This is a genomic window from Alteromonas sp. Cnat3-28, assembly GCF_022348265.1.
GTDB lineage: Bacteria > Pseudomonadota > Gammaproteobacteria > Enterobacterales > Alteromonadaceae > Alteromonas > Alteromonas macleodii.
On the sequence record NZ_JAKREY010000010.1, the window covers coordinates 12,677 to 33,906 of the forward strand.

At 45.0% G+C, this 21,230-nt stretch carries 19 protein-coding genes; 9 read left to right on the forward strand and 10 right to left on the reverse strand.

Going from position 1 to position 21,230, the window contains the following annotated elements:
- Positions 1-8: 8 nt before the first annotated feature.
- Positions 9-1,127: an OprO/OprP family phosphate-selective porin gene (locus tag MHM87_RS11590; RefSeq protein ID WP_239259173.1), complete on the reverse strand. Its 1,119-nt coding sequence runs from the start codon at positions 1,125-1,127 to the stop codon at positions 9-11.
- Between the two features lie 188 nt (positions 1,128-1,315).
- On the opposite strand from MHM87_RS11590, the gene MHM87_RS11595 reads away from it, so the two are divergent.
- The 4 genes from MHM87_RS11595 to MHM87_RS11610 all read left to right on the forward strand — a co-directional run bounded on the left by MHM87_RS11595 (position 1,316) and on the right by MHM87_RS11610 (position 3,444).
- Positions 1,316-1,657, forward strand: a complete 342-nt coding sequence (locus MHM87_RS11595) for a Rho-binding antiterminator (RefSeq protein WP_239259175.1) — start codon at positions 1,316-1,318, stop codon at positions 1,655-1,657.
- A 48-nt stretch (positions 1,658-1,705) separates the two neighbouring features.
- The gene (locus MHM87_RS11600) at positions 1,706-2,092 is read left to right on the forward strand and encodes a VOC family protein (protein ID WP_239259177.1); all 387 of its coding nucleotides are present in this window, start codon (positions 1,706-1,708) and stop codon (positions 2,090-2,092) included.
- A gap of 92 nt (positions 2,093-2,184) precedes the next feature.
- Positions 2,185-2,496, forward strand: a complete 312-nt coding sequence (locus tag MHM87_RS11605; protein ID WP_014948122.1) for a hypothetical protein — start codon at positions 2,185-2,187, stop codon at positions 2,494-2,496.
- A 222-nt stretch (positions 2,497-2,718) separates the two neighbouring features.
- Complete coding sequence (locus MHM87_RS11610) at positions 2,719-3,444, forward strand: YitT family protein (protein WP_168463096.1); 726 nt, start codon at positions 2,719-2,721, stop codon at positions 3,442-3,444.
- Between the two features lie 425 nt (positions 3,445-3,869).
- On the opposite strand, the gene alr is transcribed toward MHM87_RS11610, so the two are convergent.
- Positions 3,870-4,946, reverse strand: a complete 1,077-nt coding sequence (gene alr / locus MHM87_RS11615; protein ID WP_049588368.1) for an alanine racemase — start codon at positions 4,944-4,946, stop codon at positions 3,870-3,872.
- A gap of 190 nt (positions 4,947-5,136) precedes the next feature.
- Between alr and murQ the strand changes: the two genes are divergently transcribed.
- Positions 5,137-6,150: an N-acetylmuramic acid 6-phosphate etherase gene (gene murQ / locus MHM87_RS11620; RefSeq protein ID WP_156077836.1), complete on the forward strand. Its 1,014-nt coding sequence runs from the start codon at positions 5,137-5,139 to the stop codon at positions 6,148-6,150.
- 18 nt (positions 6,151-6,168) lie between these two features.
- Positions 6,169-7,671: a DUF1343 domain-containing protein gene (locus tag MHM87_RS11625; RefSeq protein WP_239259179.1), complete on the forward strand. Its 1,503-nt coding sequence runs from the start codon at positions 6,169-6,171 to the stop codon at positions 7,669-7,671.
- A 159-nt stretch (positions 7,672-7,830) separates the two neighbouring features.
- Here the strand turns inward: MHM87_RS11625 and MHM87_RS11630 are convergent, their stop codons facing one another.
- The gene (locus MHM87_RS11630) at positions 7,831-8,901 is read right to left on the reverse strand and encodes a mechanosensitive ion channel domain-containing protein (protein ID WP_101563399.1); all 1,071 of its coding nucleotides are present in this window, start codon (positions 8,899-8,901) and stop codon (positions 7,831-7,833) included.
- Positions 8,902-9,019: 118 nt separating this feature from the next.
- Entirely contained in the window at positions 9,020-10,993 is a 1,974-nt protein-coding gene (locus MHM87_RS11635; protein WP_239259181.1) for a glycoside hydrolase family 3 N-terminal domain-containing protein, read from the reverse strand.
- A gap of 196 nt (positions 10,994-11,189) precedes the next feature.
- Here MHM87_RS11635 and MHM87_RS11640 point away from each other — a divergent pair, with 196 nt between their 5' ends.
- On the forward strand, positions 11,190-12,566 hold the full coding sequence (locus tag MHM87_RS11640) for a Na+/H+ antiporter NhaC family protein (protein ID WP_039225029.1): 1,377 nt from the start codon (positions 11,190-11,192) through the stop codon (positions 12,564-12,566).
- Between the two features lie 76 nt (positions 12,567-12,642).
- The gene (gene ggt, locus MHM87_RS11645) at positions 12,643-14,361 is read left to right on the forward strand and encodes a gamma-glutamyltransferase (RefSeq protein WP_239259183.1); all 1,719 of its coding nucleotides are present in this window, start codon (positions 12,643-12,645) and stop codon (positions 14,359-14,361) included.
- A gap of 100 nt (positions 14,362-14,461) precedes the next feature.
- On the opposite strand, the gene MHM87_RS11650 is transcribed toward ggt, so the two are convergent.
- Positions 14,462-14,932: an NYN domain-containing protein gene (locus tag MHM87_RS11650; protein WP_014948113.1), complete on the reverse strand. Its 471-nt coding sequence runs from the start codon at positions 14,930-14,932 to the stop codon at positions 14,462-14,464.
- Positions 14,933-15,009: 77 nt separating this feature from the next.
- Here MHM87_RS11650 and MHM87_RS11655 point away from each other — a divergent pair, with 77 nt between their 5' ends.
- Complete coding sequence (locus tag MHM87_RS11655) at positions 15,010-15,729, forward strand: PepSY domain-containing protein (RefSeq protein WP_239259185.1); 720 nt, start codon at positions 15,010-15,012, stop codon at positions 15,727-15,729.
- A 53-nt stretch (positions 15,730-15,782) separates the two neighbouring features.
- Here the strand turns inward: MHM87_RS11655 and MHM87_RS11660 are convergent, their stop codons facing one another.
- From MHM87_RS11660 to MHM87_RS11680, 5 genes are all read right to left on the reverse strand, one after another.
- Complete coding sequence (locus MHM87_RS11660; RefSeq protein ID WP_239259187.1) at positions 15,783-16,199, reverse strand: VOC family protein; 417 nt, start codon at positions 16,197-16,199, stop codon at positions 15,783-15,785.
- 11 nt (positions 16,200-16,210) lie between these two features.
- Complete coding sequence (locus MHM87_RS11665) at positions 16,211-17,617, reverse strand: aldehyde dehydrogenase family protein (RefSeq protein WP_239259189.1); 1,407 nt, start codon at positions 17,615-17,617, stop codon at positions 16,211-16,213.
- A 316-nt stretch (positions 17,618-17,933) separates the two neighbouring features.
- Positions 17,934-19,232, reverse strand: coding sequence for an adenylosuccinate synthase (locus tag MHM87_RS11670; protein WP_239259191.1), 1,299 nt, complete (start codon positions 19,230-19,232; stop codon positions 17,934-17,936).
- A 504-nt stretch (positions 19,233-19,736) separates the two neighbouring features.
- Positions 19,737-19,919 (reverse strand): DUF2065 domain-containing protein, encoded by a 183-nt coding sequence (locus tag MHM87_RS11675; RefSeq protein WP_014948108.1) that lies wholly within the window; start codon positions 19,917-19,919, stop codon positions 19,737-19,739.
- A gap of 56 nt (positions 19,920-19,975) precedes the next feature.
- Complete coding sequence (locus MHM87_RS11680; RefSeq protein ID WP_239259193.1) at positions 19,976-21,154, reverse strand: aminotransferase class V-fold PLP-dependent enzyme; 1,179 nt, start codon at positions 21,152-21,154, stop codon at positions 19,976-19,978.
- Between the last annotated feature and the right edge of the window lie 76 nt (positions 21,155-21,230).

Below are 21,230 nucleotides of genomic sequence, written 5' to 3' on the forward strand. Positions count from 1 at the left end.
GTTAGTGATTAGAAGTAAATACCAAGGTTTATGTTCAGGCGGTGGGTAGTTTCTTGTCTACCACCTAAGTCGAGTCCCACGCCCGGGCCGCCTGAGAACCACATGTTTTTGCCTTGGATACTATCTACATATACAAACAATTTATCCCAGCCAAAGCTACAGCCATTTATCCACTGCGACGAGTTTTTCCCTTCACTTCCTTCACCTTTTGCCACGCTGTACTCTGAGTAACAAGTAAGTGATTCTATGTGAGTAAACTTATAAGGCACAGAGTACACAAGGTTTGCTGAATAGGTTTTACCGTTGGCCGCGGCTAAGAACGGGAAGGTGAAAGAGGATAGTGCTATGCGATCGTCTGCTTGCCCTTCTGGTGCAGCCAAATCGTATTCATAATCGATATACTGCAGTTCGACTTTTAGGTCGCCTTGGGTATGGCGCATATGCACGGCATAGGCATTCATATCACCATCGTCCAGGGTATCCAGGTTTAAGATGTTGCCGTATTGGTAAGACACGCCAATATCGGTAGTGCCTCCGCGAATAAAGTTTGCTGTGTAGTTAGCACGTAAATTGTATTGGCCGTCTTCTTTATTTCGATATTCACCGTCGTCCGCCACGTCGAACGAATAGCGCCCAAACTCAGCGGCATCGTTGTACTCGTCGTTCATAAAATAGGCGGCTTGAAAATCCCAGTTACCCCAATCGTGGTTTATTTTCACCCCAGCATCGTAATCATCTTCGAAGCCAAGATAATAATTTACCGAGAACCAAAAGTTGTTACTGGCAAAGGGCTGCAAACCAAACGGTGTTTGGGTTATACCTGCTGTAATCTCGGTTTGCTCATCGAAATGATAAGTCAGGTCGGCGAACCTTACTGTGTCGAAGTCGGTGTTTTCGTACCATCGATATTCGGCTTTATAGCTAAATTGATCTGACTCACCCGACACGCCAAGTTTGAATGATTCAAATTCGAAACCATCTCTAAACTCGGGAATTTGCCAGTCTTGATGCCCGTAGTTAACCCTAACATGACCGCTTAAATTAAAGGGAAGTTCGTCGGCATTTGCGAAGCTTGAGGTGCACGAGGCTATTGAAACTAAAGAAAATGCGGATAGTAGCTTGTTCATTACTGTTCCTGTATTGAATTTTTGGCGGGAACCCTTTGCTAAAAAATGCCTCTAAGAAACAAGAGGGGCGTTCAAGCGCTTCGGTGTATCGCGCACCAAAATAAATCCTTCAGTACTAACAATACTGAGCAAGCCTTAAAAAAAGATCATTTGTTAAGGTCAGACTTCTGTGAAGTGAAGCGCTATGTATGCGCGGTAGATGCGGAAAGTTTTGCTGTGAACGTCAGGTCTACTCTACTAATTGGTCGCCACTTGAACAGCGAATAGGGGAATATGTGAACATAGCGTGCCAGCTTTACGACTACATCGAAATTGCCTGCATGTATGGGCTTGAAGTGAGCGTGGTATTAAAAGACGGGAATACGATAAACGGTAAAGCATTGACCACAGTTATAGATAAACGCAACGACGTGGCCACAGAGTGTATTCAAATGTCCATCGACAAAACCAAGCAAAATATTGCGCTTAATGAAATCGCTCAACTTCATGCAATAACTGACAACCCGCATTTCAGCACAGTTAGCTTTTAGGTAGTATGCGCCGCTAACTTAGCTTAACTTTCAAAGTGATCCTGATTTATGACGCAAAACCTCTCGGCCATTACTTTTTTTGTAGACGACTACGACAGTGCCGTTGAATACTTCACCACGGTTTTAAACTTTACCTTAACCGAAGACAAAGTAACCGGCGAAAACTCGCGTTTTGTTCTGGTAACCCCACCACACAGTGCTACGAGCTTGTTGTTGGCGCGAGCAAAAAATGACACAGAAATGGCACTCATTGGCAGCCAAGCCGCCGATAAAGTATTTTTAATTTTGAATACTGACGACTTCTGGCGCGACTTCAATGCCATGCAAAGCAAAGGGGTGGCATTTTTAGAAACCCCTAGGGAAGAAGTGTATGGTACGGTAGCCATCTTTAGAGATAAGTTTGGCAATAAGTGGGATTTGATCCAAACCACCTAATTGCACTTTATATAAGTGCGCCTTGTCGTTGCGATATTTTTTGCGGCAAGGTTTTAAATGAATAGTGTAAGGAAGTAGAGGAGAAGTAGCACGTGCAGGCCATGAAGCGTTCCATTATTGCTGATGTTGTTGCAATAGCGGCAATAGCACTGTTGATCACTACGACGTTTTATTGGATAGAAGCAAGGCGCGAAGTCATAATTCTCTGCGATAATTTTACGCCTGGCGTATCGAAAAAAAGTGTCGAACGCCAGCTAGATACTGCAAACTTATTGTTGTGGGATACAGAGTTTGTTGCAAATGGCAGCAAAATTGAAGCATATAGCCCTCTACACTTAGGTATTATGAAATGCAGTGTAGAGTTTAATAAGCAAGATACCGTTGTATTCTCTATTGTTGAGTAATCAAACTCCCTAGCAGCTTCCTCTACTTTTTGCGTTTTATGTGAACCAGCTTGGTGCAACGTTTACATCGACGCAACACCCTATTCACCGGTGCGCTAAAAGTCGTAAAGGCAAACTTACCTTCCGCCATTTATCGCACCGAGTTAACTTTTCATCTGGCTGTAACCTACTGTGTTGTAAACGTATAATTACGCTGTGTCTTCTTAACGCAAACTTTTTCTTATGCAAAAAACAAAACACAGTGTCATCGAGGATGTTTTCGCCCTGATAAGCGCCGGCTTGTTTGTTGCTTTTGGCGTATATTTATTTCAGTCTCAAGACTTAATGGTAGGTGGCGCGGCAGGCTTAGCGCTATTAGGTACTTATGCCGTAGATATGGACTTCGGCTTGCTATTCTTTCTGATTAACTTACCGTTTTACACCCTAGCTTGGACGCAAATTAGCAAGCGTTTCACCATTAACACCTTCATATCCGTCACCACGGTTTCTGTACTAACCGAGCAAATTCCAGCGTTTGTGGATATTAGCCACGTAAATCCATTTTTCGCGGCGGTATTTGGCGGTATTTTAATTGGTGTAGGTATGCTGATGATGTTTCGTCATAGCTCAAGCCTTGGTGGCGTTGGTATTATGGCGTTCTATTTACAACAGCGTTTCAATATTAGAGCCGGTACATTCCAGCTAACCGTAGATAGCTGTATATTACTTAGTGCTCTGTTTTTCATCGCTTGGCCTTTAGTGCTGATTTCAATTTTAGCCGCATTTTGTTTGAACATGGTTATTTCGCTTAACCATAGACCAGAGCGTTACTTCCCAGTGCAAGGCGAATCTGAATCAAAAAAGGCAAACGCTGAGTCAAACAACGCCGATACCAATCACATGGAAAAACGTGCTGAAAACAGTCTAGAACAGTGCTTAGACAGCGAGCTTCGCGCACAAAACGGCTAAATTTATTCAGCCAGTCTTTGTCATTCGGTCATAAATTTTCGCTGTTACTCCCCTCAAAAAGAGACAGCAGCGATGATTAGGGCAACAAATAAAAAGCCCGGTTAGGCACAACCTAACCGGGCTTTCTTGTATCTTTTATTTGTATTCCTAGACGCCTACAACAAACCTATTGCTTCTTCTGAACAGGTCTTGACGGTCGACTTACTACTCCACGGTTCACTCTTGGACGAGAAAACGAAGTACGCATACAAACCTCACTTATGAGTTGTTGCTCAGCACAGTTGGAGGCGAAACATTCACCGCAATCCCGCAACCAAGCCGATACAGTATAGGCTCAAAATGGGGGTAAAAGTCTCATTCTTTTAATGAATAGTGCTTTATTAAAACTTATATAAAGATTGGCCAAATTGGCACTGCTTTGAAAGTTAAAGGTATTTTACAATGCGCGGCACCCGTTGAGAAACGCGGGTCATTAATTCGTAGTCGATAGTGTCAGCATTAGCCGCAACTTCCTGAATTGGCACATTCTGCCCCCAGAGTTCAACTTCATCGCCCACCGCGACGTTGTCGATATGAGTTACATCGATTGTGATCATGTCCATAGAAACGCGGCCAGCTAAATAGGCGCGTTTACCTCTAATCATTACCGGCGTACCGTTTTTGCAGTGTCTTGGATAGCCATCGGCATAACCAATGCCAACGGTTGCAATTTTGCTGGGCTTACTTGCTACCCAGGTTTGACCATAACCAATTCCCTCGCCTGCCGGTATGGTTCGTACCGCTAATACACTGGAGCGAAGTGTCATGGCAGGGTAGATTTCAATGTCGAGATTTTGTGAGGTAGAAACGGCACCGCCATAAACCCCCACACCTAAACGGTTCCAAGCATTTCGACTTGCAGGCCAGTTTACCGTGGCGGGAGAATTAGCCACGCTGGTTGGCAAGTCCAATTTACTCGCTACTTGATTGAACGCATCGATTTGCGTGTTGGTAAAGTTATTATCTACATCGTCAGCGCACGCAAAGTGCGTAGCAATAACCGTTTGCTCGCTAAGTAAATGATTGTACTTAGCAGTAATCCCTTCGATATCGGAAAGGGCAAATCCCAACCGGTGCATTCCGCTATCCACTTTAAGCCAAATATGCGGGCGCTGCTGTTCGGGGCAGCTTTCTAACCACGTAAGCTGTTCTTCACAGTGCATAACTAATATACAGTTATGCTGAAACGCCATTTGGCACTCTTTTGCCTGATGTGCCCCTTCTAACACCACAATAGGCGCAGAAATTCCCGCGTCGCGAAGCGCAATGGCTTCTTCAATTATTGCTACGGCAAAACGCGAAGAAACATGCTGAAGAATGCGCGCTACATTTACAGCTCCATGACCATAAGCGTCGGCCTTTACTACCGCCATAGACTGACTTGAGGGCGCCAAAGCAGCAAGGGCTTTAAAATTATGTAAAAGGGCATCAGCATGAATGATAGCTTGCGTTTGTCGGCTCACAGAAAAACACGTTCCTTAAATGTTTAATGAGAAAGAATATCGAAAGCCAAAGTGTACCACGAGAAACGTATTAGCTGCGCAGGATTAATAATGAAAAACGTACCATCTAACGCAAGGTTTCTTATGGCATAAAATACCGTTATGCTTTGCGCTAGCTCATTATCACAATTTCGTTGCCCCAAGGTTTTTAATGTCTTCGCACAATTCTTCTACTTCAGAATCATCCGCCAACGCCAGTATTAAAAATACAGTCAGTACTGACAATGAAGCGGCAGGTAATAAACCCACCGTTAACGAATTAGCCCAGTCACTGAATAAAATTGTGTCCGAAGGCAGAAACCCAGACACCCTCGATATAGACACGCTAAGCACGGAAGGGATTCTTGCCCGCATTAACAACGAAGACGCGAAAGTGGCAAACGCAGTTACCTCGCAAATTCCGCAAATTGGAAAAGCGGTGGATGCTGCAACCATTAGCATTAAAAATGGTGGCAGGCTTATTTATATAGGCGCGGGGACCAGCGGCAGGCTGGGCATACTTGATGCGGTAGAGTGCCGCCCCACGTTTAGCGTGCCTGATGAACTGGTTGTTGGCGTGATAGCTGGCGGTGAAAAAGCCATTCAGCACGCCGTAGAAGGTGCAGAAGATGACGTCGACGCGGGGCGTGCTGATCTTGTAGCGCTGTCCTTAAACCACAACGACACCGTTATTGGTATTTCGGCAAGCGGTCGTACACCCTATGTAAGTGGCGCACTTGAATATGCCCGTTCGCTTGGCTGCTTTACCGGCGCTATTGCATGTAGCCCTAACGCCGCTATTTTTACCCATGCTGATGTAGCTATATGCCCAGTTGTTGGCCCTGAGGCACTTACTGGCAGTACGCGCATGAAGTCGGGTACGGCGCAAAAGCTAATTCTTAATATGATTAGCACCAGCACAATGATTAAGCTGGGGAAAACCTATCAAAACTTAATGGTAGATGTGAATGCCACTAACGAAAAACTAAAAGCCCGTGCGCTTCGCATTGTTATGCAGGCTACGGACTGCAGTGAAAATGCTGCTTTAGCTGCGCTTAGTGCGTGTAATAACAAAGCTAAAGTTGCTATTTTAATGGTATTAACGGGGCAATCTGCCGAGCAGGCCGCCGCTCAATTAGATGCTAGCGGTGGGTATTTACGTTCCGCCGTGAATAAAAGCGAATAACCACGGTAGCCTAATGCTATGAAAGTTTTAACTTCGGTCACATTGAACAAGGTTTTTAGACGCCTAACGTCGAGCGCATTCATTGCAGTAGTTTCTCTAGCACTAATTAGCTTATCGCTTAACGGCTGTGCACAGCAAAGCTTATCTACACATGTATATACAAGCGATACAGATGGCAACGCGAAGCATCCTACATTATTAGAAAAGCAGCCTGTATCAAGCACTAAGCCGTTTACTGTAGGCGCTGAACGCTATTCGAAATACCTGCCCTTGCTAGCAGGTAAACGGGTTAGTTTGGTGGTAAACCAAAGCGCGTTGGTTTCGAGCCACAGCGCATTGCCTTCTAGCACGGTTGAGCCTGAAGAGCGCGAATCGAGCAACAGCTTGGCTGCACAAAAAAATAAGATAAAGACAAGCCAGCGCAATCAGCATCTGCTTGATGCCCTTCTTCAACGCAGTGTTAATGTTGTAAGTATTATGTCGCCGGAGCACGGATTTAGAGGAGACAAAGGCGCGGGCGAAAAGGTAGATAGCAATATTGATGCTAAAACCGGTATACCTATTCACTCCCTTTACGGCGCAACCAAAAAGCCTACCCCCGACATGTTGGATGGCATCGATGTGATTGTTTTCGATATTCAGGATGTAGGCGTACGCTTTTATACCTATTTAAGCACCTTGCACTATGTGTTGGAGGCGGCCTTTGCGCGTAATATCGACGTTATCGTGTTAGATAGGCCAAATCCTAACGGCCGTTATGTTGACGGCCCAGTACTTCAATCTGAATTTTCGTCGTTCATTGGCATGCATCCTATTCCCGTCTTACACGGTATGACCTTGGGCGAACTTGCTCAAATGATTGTGGGGGAACAGTGGTTAGATATTGACGTGAGCAGTTATGACAACGCTAAGCTTACCGTTGTCCCAGTGCAGGATTATCAACGCACTGCACATTATTCATTGCCCGTAGCCCCTAGCCCTAATCTGCCAAACGATTTATCGATACTCCTTTACCCAACGCTGTGCTTTTTTGAGGGCACCGACGTGAGTATAGGTCGCGGCACTGACTTTCCCTTCCAACTTATTGGCCACCCGTTTGTTGAATTTGGTAAAACCGAGATACCGGTAAATGCAAATAGCGCAGCGCCCCACCCTAAACATGAAAATACTCTGCTAAGTGCACATGTCTTTTCTTATGCTGATCCAACGATCTTTGAAGGCTCTGACTCTAAGCAAACAACTCACAAGCGCTCACCAATTAGTGGCTTAGATATCGCTACATTGATAGATGCCTATTCTCGTTTTTCTGAATATAACAAGATGATCAGCGCCAGTGATGCCTCTGAAGAAACCTTCTTTACTCGCCCAGATTTCTTCGACAAATTAGCGGGCACTGATGCACTACGATATCAAATTCAAGCCGGTAAAACGCCTGCAGAAATTCGCCAAAGTTGGCAGAAAGATTTAAATAAATTTAGAGAAAAACGAAAGACCTATTTGCTTTACGACGACACGGATTGATCGACAGATAAACACCTTTAGCTTTGAGAATTTGAGGTATCATATCAAGGTATATGTGGAGGAAGTGTTAGCGATACTAAACTTACCAAATAACATGTAAGTAAATACTCACACCCACATAACCCCAGACCTAACAGAATCTAAAAAAGTTAGTAAAAACTAACCTTCTTCATTTTTTGTTTTTACCAAAGCTGCGAGCTGAGCTTCAGCGGTGGCTTTTTGATGTTTAAGCTCATCTCTGTTTTCGCCGTCACTCTCAGCTATTTTTGCATCAATATCGGCGATCGTCTGCATCAGCGTTTCTTTACTTTTTTCTTTTTGCTCGGCCTCTTCAGCTTTGTCAAAAATAACGTCTTCAGGAGATGCTTCTTCTTGTTTAGTGTGTCCAGGCGATTTAGCTATCATTTTCAAGCCGTCAGGTTGGGGGCGTTGATTCATAAAGCTAGGAGAGACAATTTCAATATCGGCATTATGCAAAGCGTCGAGTACGGCTTTGTGAAGTCTTGAACGCGCGCTCAGCAAACTCTTTACTTCGGTTAGTAGACCTGAAATGCGATAACTTACTGAAAAGTCGCCTAACCCAACTACTTGTACAAATGGCTCTGACAGCTGAGCATTTTCAGCTGCAACAAGTAAGTGCTTTTCAATAATGCTGTGATGAATATCGTAACCTAAGCTGATATCCACACTAACAATTGCGCCAGACGCTCTGGTCACAGAAACGGGCGAATTCACCATCAGCGTATTGGCAAAGGCAATAAGCTCTCTGCTCTCAGTCTGAATTTCCACATCGAGCAAGCCCATTTCGGTAACGCGACCGCTGTAGCCTTCTACCTTGATAAAGTCACCCACTTTAAACGGACGATTTACACGAAGTACGATCCCCGCCATCAAATTCCCTACCATGGTGGTAGAAGAAAAGGCAATCACACCTGATATAAGTACGCCGATAAGTGCAATAACCTGATTTCTAGTACTCTCACTTACAGGGAGCGTCATTGCAATTACAACAGCGCCAATGATAGTAAGTACCAACATTCCAACTTGGCGAGGTAACTTCTGCTCACTAGTAAGATGGCTCTGCTTGGCTAGCAGAAGGTAGTGCAGTGCGATGAGCGCACTTATTACCAATACAATAGCGACAAGAAGCGGAACAAAAGGGAACAACGCACTTAATACCGTATCGACTAATGAAGTTTGCGTAGCGCCTGATGTATTTGTTGTATTCACGATAACTCCTTTTAAAATGGCTTTTGAAATGGCTTTTAAAATGACTTTTGGCTTAGCTCTTTGTTCGCACTTAAATGGGCAATATCTTTGGTTTTGGTCTCTGCTTTCGCGTGGCCACCTATTTCAACGAAACAGGTGAACGTCCCTCAGCAAGCGCGCTACCAAGTAATACATCAACCAATGCATTAAGACTATAGCTCGTAACGTGCTGATTTTCTTTATCACTTTGCTGTGTAATGTTCACCGCATAACTAAATGTAGCAATAGCAACATCGGCTAGCTCTTTCACGTCATGCGCTTTGTATGGCATGCGCAGTGGAGTAAAGACCACGGTTTTATTCTGTGCTTTCGCAGCAACCATTATTTTTTTGCTAAATGCCATCACCTCAGTCTCGCTTGCGCGTCGTTTCACATGCTCAGGTAAATCGACTCCTCCTAATTCATAGTTAGCATGTAGCGGGCTAATATTACCAACCACCAGCACGTCAGCTTGTTTTAATAAATTCATTGCTAATTGGGTTTTAGGTAACGCAGTTAACGGCAAACACGCAAACTCCAGAGTCTTATTGTTGAAGTTGGGACGTGCGCGTGTAAGCGCGGCTTCAAATGCTAAACATCTTGCTGCGTCTGGCATAAGCGCCAACCAACGATTTGAAGTTATTGGCAACTCCTCCTTCCCGAAGAGTACAGACACCGACGATTTAGAAAGCGCTTTCTCAATTTGAATTCCTCTGTTTTTCAAACTGTTAGGGTTATTCATTGAAGCACTTTCTTTCGCTTCATTGAGCCACCACGACATGGGCTTGGAAATAAAACTTTGCAAAGCAAAGCGCTGTTTTGCCTTAATAATACGATTATGAGACGCTTTCAAGAAAGCGCTTTCCTGCATTCGACTTGCTGCATTATCCAAAAGTAACGCGAACTTTTTTATGTCGTCTTGGGTTCTTATGGTGAACGGCATAAGCGCAATGTCAGCACCTGCGCTGAATGCACTGACTAATGCTTCTTCATGGGAGAAAAACTGAGTAATACCTGCCATGTCTAACGCGTCAGTAACGATAAGGCCTTGATATCCTAATTGGTTGCGAAGCAAATTGCTTAGTATCTTCTTCGACAAAGTAGCAGGAACTATTTGTGACTTACCATGCTTATCAATAATTGTCGTATCGTCTAAAGACGGGTACTGAATGTGTGCACTCATTACCATTGCAGGAGGCGTTGCACTATTAATGATATTCGCAAAAGGAAGGATGTCACCCGCCATAGCTTGCGCTTTGCTATGCATTACTTGCGGCAAGCCACTGTGGCTATCTACATGGGTATCACCATGGCCTGGAAAATGTTTGATAGCACTCATTACACCTGTACTTTGCATAGCACTGACAAATGTCTGCCCGAGTGCGGCTACCTGCTCTGGATTTTCCGAAAAGCTGCGTACGTTAATAACGGGGTTCTTCGGCTCGCTATTTACATCAACCGACGGCGCAAAATTGGTGTTTATTCCCAGCGGTAAAAGCGTTTGGCCAATATGCGATGCCACACTTTGCGCAAATGCGCTGCCTCGCTGATGAAAAGTGGCGCCAATGGCCATGTTACCCGCAAACGGCGAGAGCATGTCTGAAGGCAACCTTGCTACTCTGCCCCCTTCTTGATCGACAGCAATAAATAACGGCTGACGACCTGCTTTTACCATATGCTGCTGCATGGTGTAATTGAGCGTAATTAACTGCTCGGTATTTTGAATGTTCTCTGAAAACAAAATAACACCGCCGATGTTGTGCGTACTAAGCACATTTAAAAGTGACGGTGGAATTACGGTCATGGGCGTACGGCAGCGCGAAGACGGCGTATTGTCTTCACAGAAATAGCGAAAATCCAAAATGATTTTTTGCCCGAGCATGTTTTTTACAGCGCGAATTATTTCGGCATCAGCGCTGGGCTTAGGATTATTCGAAGCGTTAGCACTTACAGATTGAGCGGTTGCGCTAGCAGTAAACAGTGAAGCACTTAATAAAATGAGTATGCCTGACAAGATAGCGCTAAGGCCCATCAATGAAGCACGTTTTTTACAAATAACTTGCTGGAATAACAATGTTTATCTAATCCTTGGTAACACGAAGCACAATACGGTACGCTAGCATAAATGAGAGAAGCATGTTCGCCAACTTTGAACTGCAATCACACATTCTCTTACGCAAATAGACATACCTATAGGGCAAGTAGAGCGTAGTAACTTATCAAAGCTCAACAAGTCCTAGGCACACATAAATTTAAGTTTGGAAAGAAGTATGGATTGGATGTCAGTCATCCCCCCTCTTGTGGCTATTGCCGTCGTCTTTTGGAAAAAAGAAGTCATACTCGCATTAGCGCTGGCTGTTTTGTGCGCGGAAGCGTTAATTTTGGTAAATGCTGATATCGCTAGCAGCTATATGGCGCCCATTAATGCCATAGAGCGCGTGGTTGATACCGCCGCGAGTCCGGGCAATACACGGGTGCTTATTTTCTCTGTACTAGTGGGTGCGTTGCTCGCATTTATACGTGACTCTGGCGGAGTAACGGCAACGGTCAACTTTCTAGTAAACAAAGGGGTAGCGAAGAGTCGCAAACAAGTTGGCGGCTTGACCATGTTCACTGGCATCGCTGTATTCATAGAATCAAACTTAAGTGTGCTCACTGCCGGCATATTCGCCCGAGGTCTGTTTGACCGTTTCGGCATGAGCCGCGCGCGCTTAGCCTACATCATCGACTCCACCAGCGCGCCCGTTTGTATTTTGATTTTATTGAACGGCTGGGGGGCATTTATACTCAGCCTGCTCGATGCATACGAGCTACCAGCTTCGTCAGCCTCAATTTTATGGGGCAGCGTATTTTTTAACTTTTACGCTATCTTCACCTTACTTATCGTGGCCTACACTATTTCCGCTGACAAAGTGCATGGCCCCATGGCTGAGGAAGAAAAAGCACTCACGCATGTAGAGGTTAACCAAACTACGGAACCTGCCACCAAGGCACGTTTTATGTTGGTACCGCTAATAATAATGGTATTAAGCATGGTTGGCTTCATGTTCTGGACAGGTAATGGCGTATTGTCTGAAGGCAGCGGGAGCAAATCTGTACTTTACGCTACGGCTCTTGCCACTGCCATTGCCTATGGTCTGCTCTTAATCCACAAGCGTTTTACCCACAAGGAAGCGGTAGAAATTGGTTTTAAAGGGATGGGTGAACTACTTCCTCTAGTAACCATAGTGTTACTGTCGTTAACCTTAGGCAATAGCCTTAAGGTGCTTGGAACGGGCGTGTTTGTCGCGGGCATAGTGGGAGAGTATCTTCCTTTAGTGCTTATTGTTCCCATGCTATTTATTGCCGGAGCGATCATGTCGTTTACCACAGGCACGTCATGGGGCACATTCGCCATCCTAATTCCTATTGGTGTGCCGTTGATTCAAAGTTTAGGGTTACCCCCTTCACTGGTCATTGGCGCTATTTTGGGGGGCGGCATATTTGGTGATCACTGTTCACCTATTTCCGACACTACTGCCGTATCTTCGCTAGCAGCAGGTACTGACGTATTAACGCACGTTAAAACTCAGTTTCCCTACGCACTATTTGCGGGCGCACTTACGCTTATTGCCTATTTTGTAGCAAGCTTGATCATGCTTGGTTAATGCCGTTGATTAAAGCTTGCTGGAAGTCAGTTGCTAATCGCAAAGGTTTAGCAATGTCTGTAACAAGGAGTTTGTAATGAAAAAGCGGATAGCTAACGTCGGGTTTATCTCGGTAATAGTGGCATTTATTTCAGTAGTGGCAGCATGTTCCCATGCGCCAAATCCCCCTGTTGATAGTGCTAGCAACAATACAGTAGGGCTTAGCCAACAGGCCGTTGCCATGCCTGACAGCTACAGTGCCGATGCTGCAATGCAGGTACTCCAAGAAGGTGGTAACGCAATTGACGCTGCTATTACGGCACAGTTTGTCTTGGCTGTTACTCTACCTGAGGCGGGCAACGTAGGCGGTGGCGGCTTTATGACAATAAAGTTTGAAGATAACACCGACTTTTTAGATTACCGTGAAATGGCACCTGAAAATGCGCATCGCGATATGTATCTTGACGAGCAAGGTGACGTAAAACCGTACGAGTCTTTGTTTGGGGCTAAAGCGTCTGGCATTCCTGGTACCGTTGCTGGTATGTGGGCCGCGCATAAAAAATACGGCACATTGGATTGGGAGCGTCTACTCGCACCAGCCGTTGATTTGGCCGAGCAAGGTTTTGTGGTTCACGAGAAGCTGGCCAATAACATTGATCACTATATTGAGCGTACCAAAGAAGCAGCTATCAATAACAACTTTAGCGAGTATTTTGCACACGCTAAAGCAGGCACTACCTTCAAACAGCCAGAGCTAGCGAAAACGCTTAAAGCGATTCAGCAACAGGGAAAGGATGGCTTTTATAAAGGCGATGTAGCAAAGCATATTGTTGATTTTATGCAGCAAAACGGCGGCCTTATTACTTATGAAGACTTACTGGCTTACAAAGCAGTGTGGCGCAAACCTCTTCACCTAAACTGGCAAGGTTATGAGCTGGTGACCGCACCTCCTCCAAGCTCTGGTGGTGTTGCCGTTGCCCAGTGGATCGGCATGCTAGAAGCCTATGACGCAACGCACGATTTGCCAGCGCAAAACAGTACTGAATACATTCACGTTATGTCAGAAATTGGTAAGCGCGTGTTTGCCGATCGCGCTGAATACATGGGCGATCCTGATTTTGTTAGTGTTCCGGTAAACGCGCTCACTGACGCTAACTATATTACTCAACGCGCAGCAGATATTCAGCCTACCAGTATTTCTGATACCCCAAGCGTTAAGCCTGGTTTAAAAGAAAGCGAAGATACAACACACTTCTCTATTATGGACAGATGGGGTAACGCTGTTGCTAATACAACGACCATCAACCTTACTTTTGGTAGCGGTGTTGTTGTAACTGGTGCTGGCTTTTTGTTGAATGATGAAATGGACGATTTTAGTGCTAAGCCTGGCGTGCCTAACTTCTTCGGCGCAGTGGGTGGTGAGGCGAATGCTATTGAACCTTACAAGCGCATGCTGTCGTCTATGACGCCAACGCTGGTCACTAAAGACGACCAAGTGGTTCTGGTAACAGGCTCTCCTGGCGGCACTACCATTATTTCGTCAGTAACTCAGTCGCTATTGAATGCCCTGCTTTACGATATGAGCGCTGAAGAAGCCGTGAACTCACCACGTTTTCATCACCAGCTATTGCCCAAAGACACCATTCGTATGCACGACGGGTTTACAGAGGCAACGGTAAATGAGCTTAAAGCAATGGGCTATACCATAGATAACCGTCGCTTTGGTGATGTACATTTAATTAAGCGTACTAAAGAGGGTGTAGAAGCCGCATCTGAAAAAAGCGGACGAGGTAAGAGCCTAGTACAACCATATTAGTACAGCCTTATCAGCACAGGGCTGTTAGCTGAGCCACATTAGTGGAGCTTTGGGGGCTCAGCGTTATTAGTTCAGCCTTGAACAAAGTACAAGCTGAAAACTACAACAACAGCGTGGCGTCGATAGGCACGTACTTAGACGCCACTTTTTGAATACTTTCAGCCGTTAATGCAGGAACACCGTACACCGTTACGGTTTTCCCTTTTGCTTTAAGGGCGTTTACAAGAATATCGAAATCGCCGTCGCCCGACACCAAAATGATCTCATCAACATCGTCGGCGTGTTCAAGTGCATCTACTGTTATACCTACATCCCAGTCACCTTTCGCCGAGCCGTCAGCACGTTGAATGAAAGGCTTTAACTTTACTTCAAATCCAATAGCACGAAGAATGTTTTGAAATTCACGCTGCTTGCTGTCACCCCTGTCTATGGCGTATGCGAAAGCATGGGCTATATCCAAGTTGTAGGTAAGTTCACGCCAAAACTGGTTGTAATTAAAGTTGCGTTTGTACGCCTGACGGCAGGTGTAATACACATTTTGTACGTCTACCAGCACTAATGCTTTATTCAAAACCACCCTCTTCTTCGGTTTACTCGGTTATTGTTTTCTGATGTTATAGCCTTTTGATAATAAAACCAAAAAACCTGATGATGAAATTTATGCGCAAAGCGCACAACTACCTAGGCTTAATACTATTTGTACAAATAGGACTATGGTTTTTAAGCGGCTTGGTTATGGCCTGGTTACCCATAGATGAAGTAAGAGGTAACCATTTAAGGAACAGGGTAACCACATCATGGCACAGCGCTTCCGTTACTCCTTCTGATATTTTGCGTAACCACAGCAGCACTGCGGTGCTATCACTCACCCATCGCATAAATGAAGTAGGCCTCGCAGAACCGGGCTCGCTCAATGCTATTCCTGTTTATCATGTCGTGGATGACAACATTGCCTATCGCTACAGCGCATTAACAGGTGAAGCTTTGCAAACCATGCAAGAAAGCGCTATTCGTAAAGCAGCAAAAGGGCAATACGCAGGTACTGGCGATATTGGTGAGACCCAGCTATTAAGCGTGTTACCTCAAGAAGTGCAAAACCTGTCTGCGCCATTATGGCAGGTAAACTTCGATGACGACCTTAATTCGCGGTTTTATATCGACCCAAACACAGGCAGTGTTCTGCGCGTACGTACCGACACATGGCGGCTGTTTGATTTTATGTGGATGCTGCACATAATGGATTATAAGGACAGAAGTAACTTTAACACGCCGTGGTTAATTGCTTTTTCGGGCAGCGCTTTTTTATTCACTCTTACAGGTGTTGCACTTTTATATAAGCGCTTCAAACCGAAAAAGAAGAAGCGCTAGCCCAGTATCAGGCAGCTCTTTGATGTACGGTAAAGAGCAACTGACACCAATTATTATGAAGCGAAAAGCTGAGAAATATCGGCGAACGCTTTGAACTCTAACGCGTTGCCGAAAGGGTCTTTGAAAAACATAGTGGCTTGTTCGCCCGGCTTTCCTTTAAAACGAATATAAGGTTCGATAACAAACTCGGTATCGGCAGCCTCTAATTTACTTGCCAGTGCTTGCCAATCGTCCATGGTTAGCACAACGCCAAAGTGCGGCACCGGCACAGCATGATCGTCTACCCCGTTATGTGAAGGCGGCGACGGCATAGCCTCTACACAGTGGGTCACTAATTGATGGCCAAAGAAGTTCCAATCTATCCACTGGGTGTCACTGCGGCCCTTTTCACAACCCAACAACTCACCGTAGAACGCTTCTGCGTCGGTTAAATTAGTGACCGGAATGGCAAGATGAAAAGGTTGAACCATGAAAACTCCTGTTATAAAAACTTCTTAAGCAACGACAGCTTAAACTTAGAAAACGGCGCATAACGGAAGAACACGTCGAGGGCGAATGAACGTTTCATTACCGTTTTAATATGGCTGAATGTATCAAAACCTGCTTGGCCATGATAGCTACCCATGCCGCTATTTCCTACGCCACCAAACGGTAACTCAGGGTTAGTCATAAACAACATAGTGTCGTTAGTACACACACTGCCTGAACTGGTTTTGCTGATTATATTATCAAGCACATCATCCTTATCACTAAATGCATAAAGTGCGAGTGGCTTAGGCCTGCTGTTCACAAACTTAATGCCCGCCTCCATGTTGTCGACAGTGATAATAGGTAGTATAGGGCCAAAGATCTCTTCTTTCATTAGCGGGCTATCTAGCGATGGCTCCAGTACAAGGGTAGGCGCCATTGCTGGACGAGATTCATCTAGCTCGCCGCCATACACCACATTGACGTTTTCAAGGTAACTTTCAAGACGCTTTAAGTGACGATGATTAACGATATTGCCGTAATCTCGTGACGATAAAGGTGCTTTGCCGTATTGCTTTTTCAGCTCTTTTTTAACCGCATCAATAAGCTTTTGCTCAAAGCCCTTTTCAACAATGACATAGTCAGGCGCAATACAAGTTTGGCCCGCATTCATCCATTTACCCCACACTAAACGGCGCGCGGTGACAGCGAGGTTTGTGTTTCTATCAACAAAACAGGGGCTTTTACCGCCAAGCTCAAGGGTTACTGGCGTTAAATGTTTGGCCGCGGCGCTCATGACAATTTTGCCCACCACTTCACCACCGGTGTAAAAAATATGGTCCCATTTGCAGGCAAGTAGCGCCGTCGCTTCATCTTTACCGCCTTCTATTACGGCAACGCATGAATTATCCATATATTGGGGGATAAGCTTAGCCACCAGCGACGAGGTTTCTTCAGCCAATTCAGAGGGTTTCAATACCGCACAGTTGCCCGCTGCAATAGAGGCGATATAAGGGGCAAGCAATAACTGAAGCGGATAATTCCACGCTCCGATAATAAGCACAGTGCCAAGCGGCTCAGGCTTGCGAAAGCTCTTACCTGGCCATGCCACAATGGGCGTTGATACTTTGCGTGGCTTTGCCCATTTATCCAAATGCTTAAGCGTATGCTTGATATCAGAAAGCAGAAACCCTTGTTCCGCTACCATGGCTTCGGTCTTACATTTGCCCAGGTCACTTTTAAGGGCCTGCAAAATGTCGTGCTGGTTGTCTTTCAGTAAAGTTTCTAATGCCTTTAACTGGCTTTTACGCCACTCCAAGGACTGGGTTTTCCCTGTATCGAAACTGTCGTTAAGCTTGTGAACAACGTCAACGAAACACACGCCAGTTTCCACTGCGTGAAGAGAAGGTCTATTTGGCATAAGAAGGCTCCGATAGCATAACGCCCACTGCAACAATTCTATGGCTCATCTTAAGATTGTTGCCGGGCAAAGCAGCGCAATAATTAACTGATACTATCTTATATTAATAGGGATGTTCGAAGACAACGCAACTAAATTGTTAATTAATGTTTAACGAGCTCGTATTTTAGGTGCAAGTGGCTGACGTTACACTTGAGAAGTGTTAACAGTTAACGTTGAAGCAATAACAAGATTATATAAAAGTAAAAGGTCGAAAAATTACAAACAAAAAAGCCCAGTGAACACTGGGCTTTTAAACATATTTAATGTGAAACTATTACGCGTCGTATGGGCTACGTAAAACGATAGTTTCGTTTCTGTCAGGGCCTGTTGAAACGATATCAACCGGCACACCTGTTAGCTTTTCAAGACGCTTAATGTAGTTTTTCGCAGCTTGTGGAAGCGCTTCAAACTCAGTTACACCAAAGGTGTTATCTGTCCAACCCGGCATTTCTTCATAAACTGGTGTCACTTTTTCGTAACCGTCAGCCGCCATAGGTGGAACGTCTTTCACGTTACCGTCTGCATCTTTATAGCCTACACAAATTTGAAGGCTTTCAAGACCGTCTAGTACGTCAAGCTTAGTTAAGCAGAAACCTGTAATAGAGTTGATTTGTACTGCGCGTTTCATCGCAACTGCATCGAACCAACCCGTGCGGCGCTTACGACCTGTGGTCGCGCCAAACTCGTGACCTTTAACACCTAAGTGTTGGCCTACTTCACATTCTAGTTCAGTAGGGAAAGGACCTGAGCCTACACGCGTAGTGTATGCTTTAACAATACCCAGTACGTAATCTAGCTTAAGTGGGCCAAAGCCAGCACCCGTTGCTACACCACCAACGGTAGTGTTTGACGACGTAACATAAGGATAAGTACCGTGATCGATGTCTAGAAGTGTACCTTGTGCACCTTCAAACATAATAGGCAAGCCAGCATTGTGTGCTTTGTCTAGTTCGTCAGTTACATCAACAACCATTGCTTTAAGAATGTCAGCAACTTCCATTGCACCTTTTAAGGTTTCGTCAAAGTCTACTGCTTCTTCGCCATAGTACTGAGTAAGCGTGAAGTTATGCACGTCTAGCACTTCTTTCAGCTTTGCTGCGAAGTCTTCTGCATTAAACAAGTCGCCAACGCGTAATCCACGACGGGCTACTTTGTCTTCATACGCTGGACCGATACCACGACCCGTTGTCCCAATTGCTTTTGCGCCGCGGGCTTTTTCGCGCGCTACGTCTAGTGCAATGTGATAAGGAAGAATAAGCGGACAAGCTTCACTAATCTTTAATCGCTCGCGCACTGGAACGCCACGCTCTTCAAGCATAGTCATTTCTTTCATTAGTGCGTCAGGGCTAAGCACAACACCGTTACCAATAATACAGGTAACATTATCGCGTAGGATGCCTGATGGGATTAAGTGAAGTACAGTTTTTTCACCGTCGATTACTAGAGTGTGACCTGCATTGTGTCCGCCTTGGTAACGAACAACATATTTTGCGCGATCAGTGAGTAGGTCTACGACCTTGCCTTTACCCTCGTCACCCCATTGAGTGCCGAGTACCACAACGTTCTTTGCCATGAATCATATGTGTAAGAAAATTAGGCGGGGATTCTACAAAATTCTAGGGCAAGGATCATCTCTTTTTCGAACAAAAATACGACTATTTTATTTTTATTTTTGAAATCACAAAGATGACCCACTGCCGCTCGAGCCTTTTTGAAATAAGGCTTGGCTTCTTATTTTTCAGCACAAACATTCTAAGACGCTAATTTTTAAAGCTTTCTAAACATTACCTGGTAAAAAAGCTGAACAGACGGTCTATCGCAGTCTGCGCTACGCCCCATTTATATAACGTTTTGCTATTATTCGCGGGCATTGGATGCTTAAAAGCTAATGAGGTATTCAAAGGGCTGAAAATATACCTCTGAATGTTGAATACGGGTTTAAGAGCACACTTTTCAGTCAACGGTAAAGTCGCGCTCCTTTTCGTACTATGTATTATGGTAAAGCGTGTGGCAGTGTTTGATGAGGTCCGTTTTCACACCGCTTCACGCCTCTTAATGCCTAGATCTGGGCGCTAACTCAACTGAAATAAAACAGCAGTAGTGCGCCTATTATCACAAGGGTTCCGCCAATTTGACGCAGTTGATTGCTGGGCTGTTGGCTTATCTGAAGTAAATAATTGCGCCATTTATTAGGAAAAAGAAGCGGCCCTATTCCTTCTATAATAAGTACCAACGCTAAAGCGGGTAGTAGCCACTCCATAAAACTATCCTTAAATAAGTGTGACGTTAATATTTACGTATGTTTAAAGCAACGACTTACGCTTTCTGATTCAGTGCGGTTAAATCAATGTACTCAGGGGTGTGGTACAGACCAAAACCAAACCGTAAGCGGTTTCCTCTAAAATCGGTAAGGATATGGTGCTCTTTAAGCGCTGAAGCAAGGGCTTTTGTTTCATCGGCACTATCTAATTCAAAGGTAAGGAAATGCCCTCGGTTTGCTTCATCACTTACTGCTAGATGTTTTTCGTTTAGCAAGGGATGGTTGCAGGTAGCAAGTTTCTCTAGAAATGTGCGCTGCATGCCCATTACGTATTCGTTAACTGTAGCGACATCAATGCCATTGTCGTCGAACATGCGAAGCACGGCTCTTAATCTGTAGAGCGCGGTAAAATCCATGGTCGCACCAGCAAAGCGCATTCCGTCTAGACTATATTGAACGCTGTCTTTGCCGCCAACCTTGCGAGGCTTATCTAGCTCGCCAAACTCTGCAAACCAGCCTGTATATGCGGGTCTTAGCTCACAGCCCACGGGTACGTGCGCAAAACATGCGCCCTCTCCTGCCTGAGCATATTTGTAACTACCGGCAAGATAAAAGGCTCGGTGGGCAATGTTCGCTATATCGGTAGGCTTTGCCATAAACCCGTGATAGCCATCAACCACAATAAGGGTATTGTCGTTAGTTACGCTATTTACGATATCTGTGACATCGTTCACCACGTATCCGGAATTAAAAAACACCTGACTAAAGAAAACCAGCTCGGGATCGTGTTCGGCGATGGCAGCCTTAAAGCGCGACGCAAACGTATCGTAGGGTTTAGTAGGTACGGTAATAAGTTCTATCGCACCCAGCTCTTGCATCCTAGCCGCTTGGCGCTGAAAACTGTGAAACTCGCTGTCTGTCGACACTACTTTATAAGGCGCAGTGCTATCGATGCAGCTCATTACGCGATAAAGCAGCTCATGGGTATTGGGCGCAAAAACGATTTGCTGTGGTGCTCCAGTGTTCAGTATGTTGCTAATGCGCTGCTGTAGCTCTGGCACCAAAGTTTGGAAGAAATATCCCCACTTTTCGTCAACATACTTAGCGCTGTCATCCCAGTAGTTGAGCATTGCATCACGCGTGCAGTCGGGCCAAAAGTAGTGGCTGTGACATGCATAATGCTGTTTACCTTTGTTCGCATTAAGAAAACCCGTATAAAAATGCTGATATGCCATGCTCTATTGCCCAATATAAAAACTGCGTAAACCCTATCAAATTTCTACCTTATTCGCATGAATCTGCGCCTGCAAC

Bases quoted from the DNA above. Each gene is read 5' to 3' on its own strand.
- MHM87_RS11640 (WP_039225029.1), top strand. From the start codon at position 11,190: ATGGATTGGATGTCAGTCATCCCCCCTCTTGTGGCTATTGCCGTCGTC.
- MHM87_RS11670 (WP_239259191.1), bottom strand. From the start codon at position 19,232: ATGGCAAAGAACGTTGTGGTACTCGGCACTCAATGGGGTGACGAGGGT.
- MHM87_RS11665 (WP_239259189.1), bottom strand. From the start codon at position 17,617: ATGCCAAATAGACCTTCTCTTCACGCAGTGGAAACTGGCGTGTGTTTC.
- murQ (WP_156077836.1), top strand. From the start codon at position 5,137: ATGTCTTCGCACAATTCTTCTACTTCAGAATCATCCGCCAACGCCAGT.
- MHM87_RS11590 (WP_239259173.1), bottom strand. From the start codon at position 1,127: ATGAACAAGCTACTATCCGCATTTTCTTTAGTTTCAATAGCCTCGTGC.
- MHM87_RS11660 (WP_239259187.1), bottom strand. From the start codon at position 16,199: ATGGTTCAACCTTTTCATCTTGCCATTCCGGTCACTAATTTAACCGAC.
- MHM87_RS11595 (WP_239259175.1), top strand. From the start codon at position 1,316: ATGCGCGGTAGATGCGGAAAGTTTTGCTGTGAACGTCAGGTCTACTCT.
- ggt (WP_239259183.1), top strand. From the start codon at position 12,643: ATGAAAAAGCGGATAGCTAACGTCGGGTTTATCTCGGTAATAGTGGCA.
- MHM87_RS11675 (WP_014948108.1), bottom strand. From the start codon at position 19,919: ATGGAGTGGCTACTACCCGCTTTAGCGTTGGTACTTATTATAGAAGGA.
- MHM87_RS11625 (WP_239259179.1), top strand. From the start codon at position 6,169: ATGAAAGTTTTAACTTCGGTCACATTGAACAAGGTTTTTAGACGCCTA.
- MHM87_RS11680 (WP_239259193.1), bottom strand. From the start codon at position 21,154: ATGGCATATCAGCATTTTTATACGGGTTTTCTTAATGCGAACAAAGGT.
- MHM87_RS11610 (WP_168463096.1), top strand. From the start codon at position 2,719: ATGCAAAAAACAAAACACAGTGTCATCGAGGATGTTTTCGCCCTGATA.
- MHM87_RS11600 (WP_239259177.1), top strand. From the start codon at position 1,706: ATGACGCAAAACCTCTCGGCCATTACTTTTTTTGTAGACGACTACGAC.
- MHM87_RS11655 (WP_239259185.1), top strand. From the start codon at position 15,010: ATGATGAAATTTATGCGCAAAGCGCACAACTACCTAGGCTTAATACTA.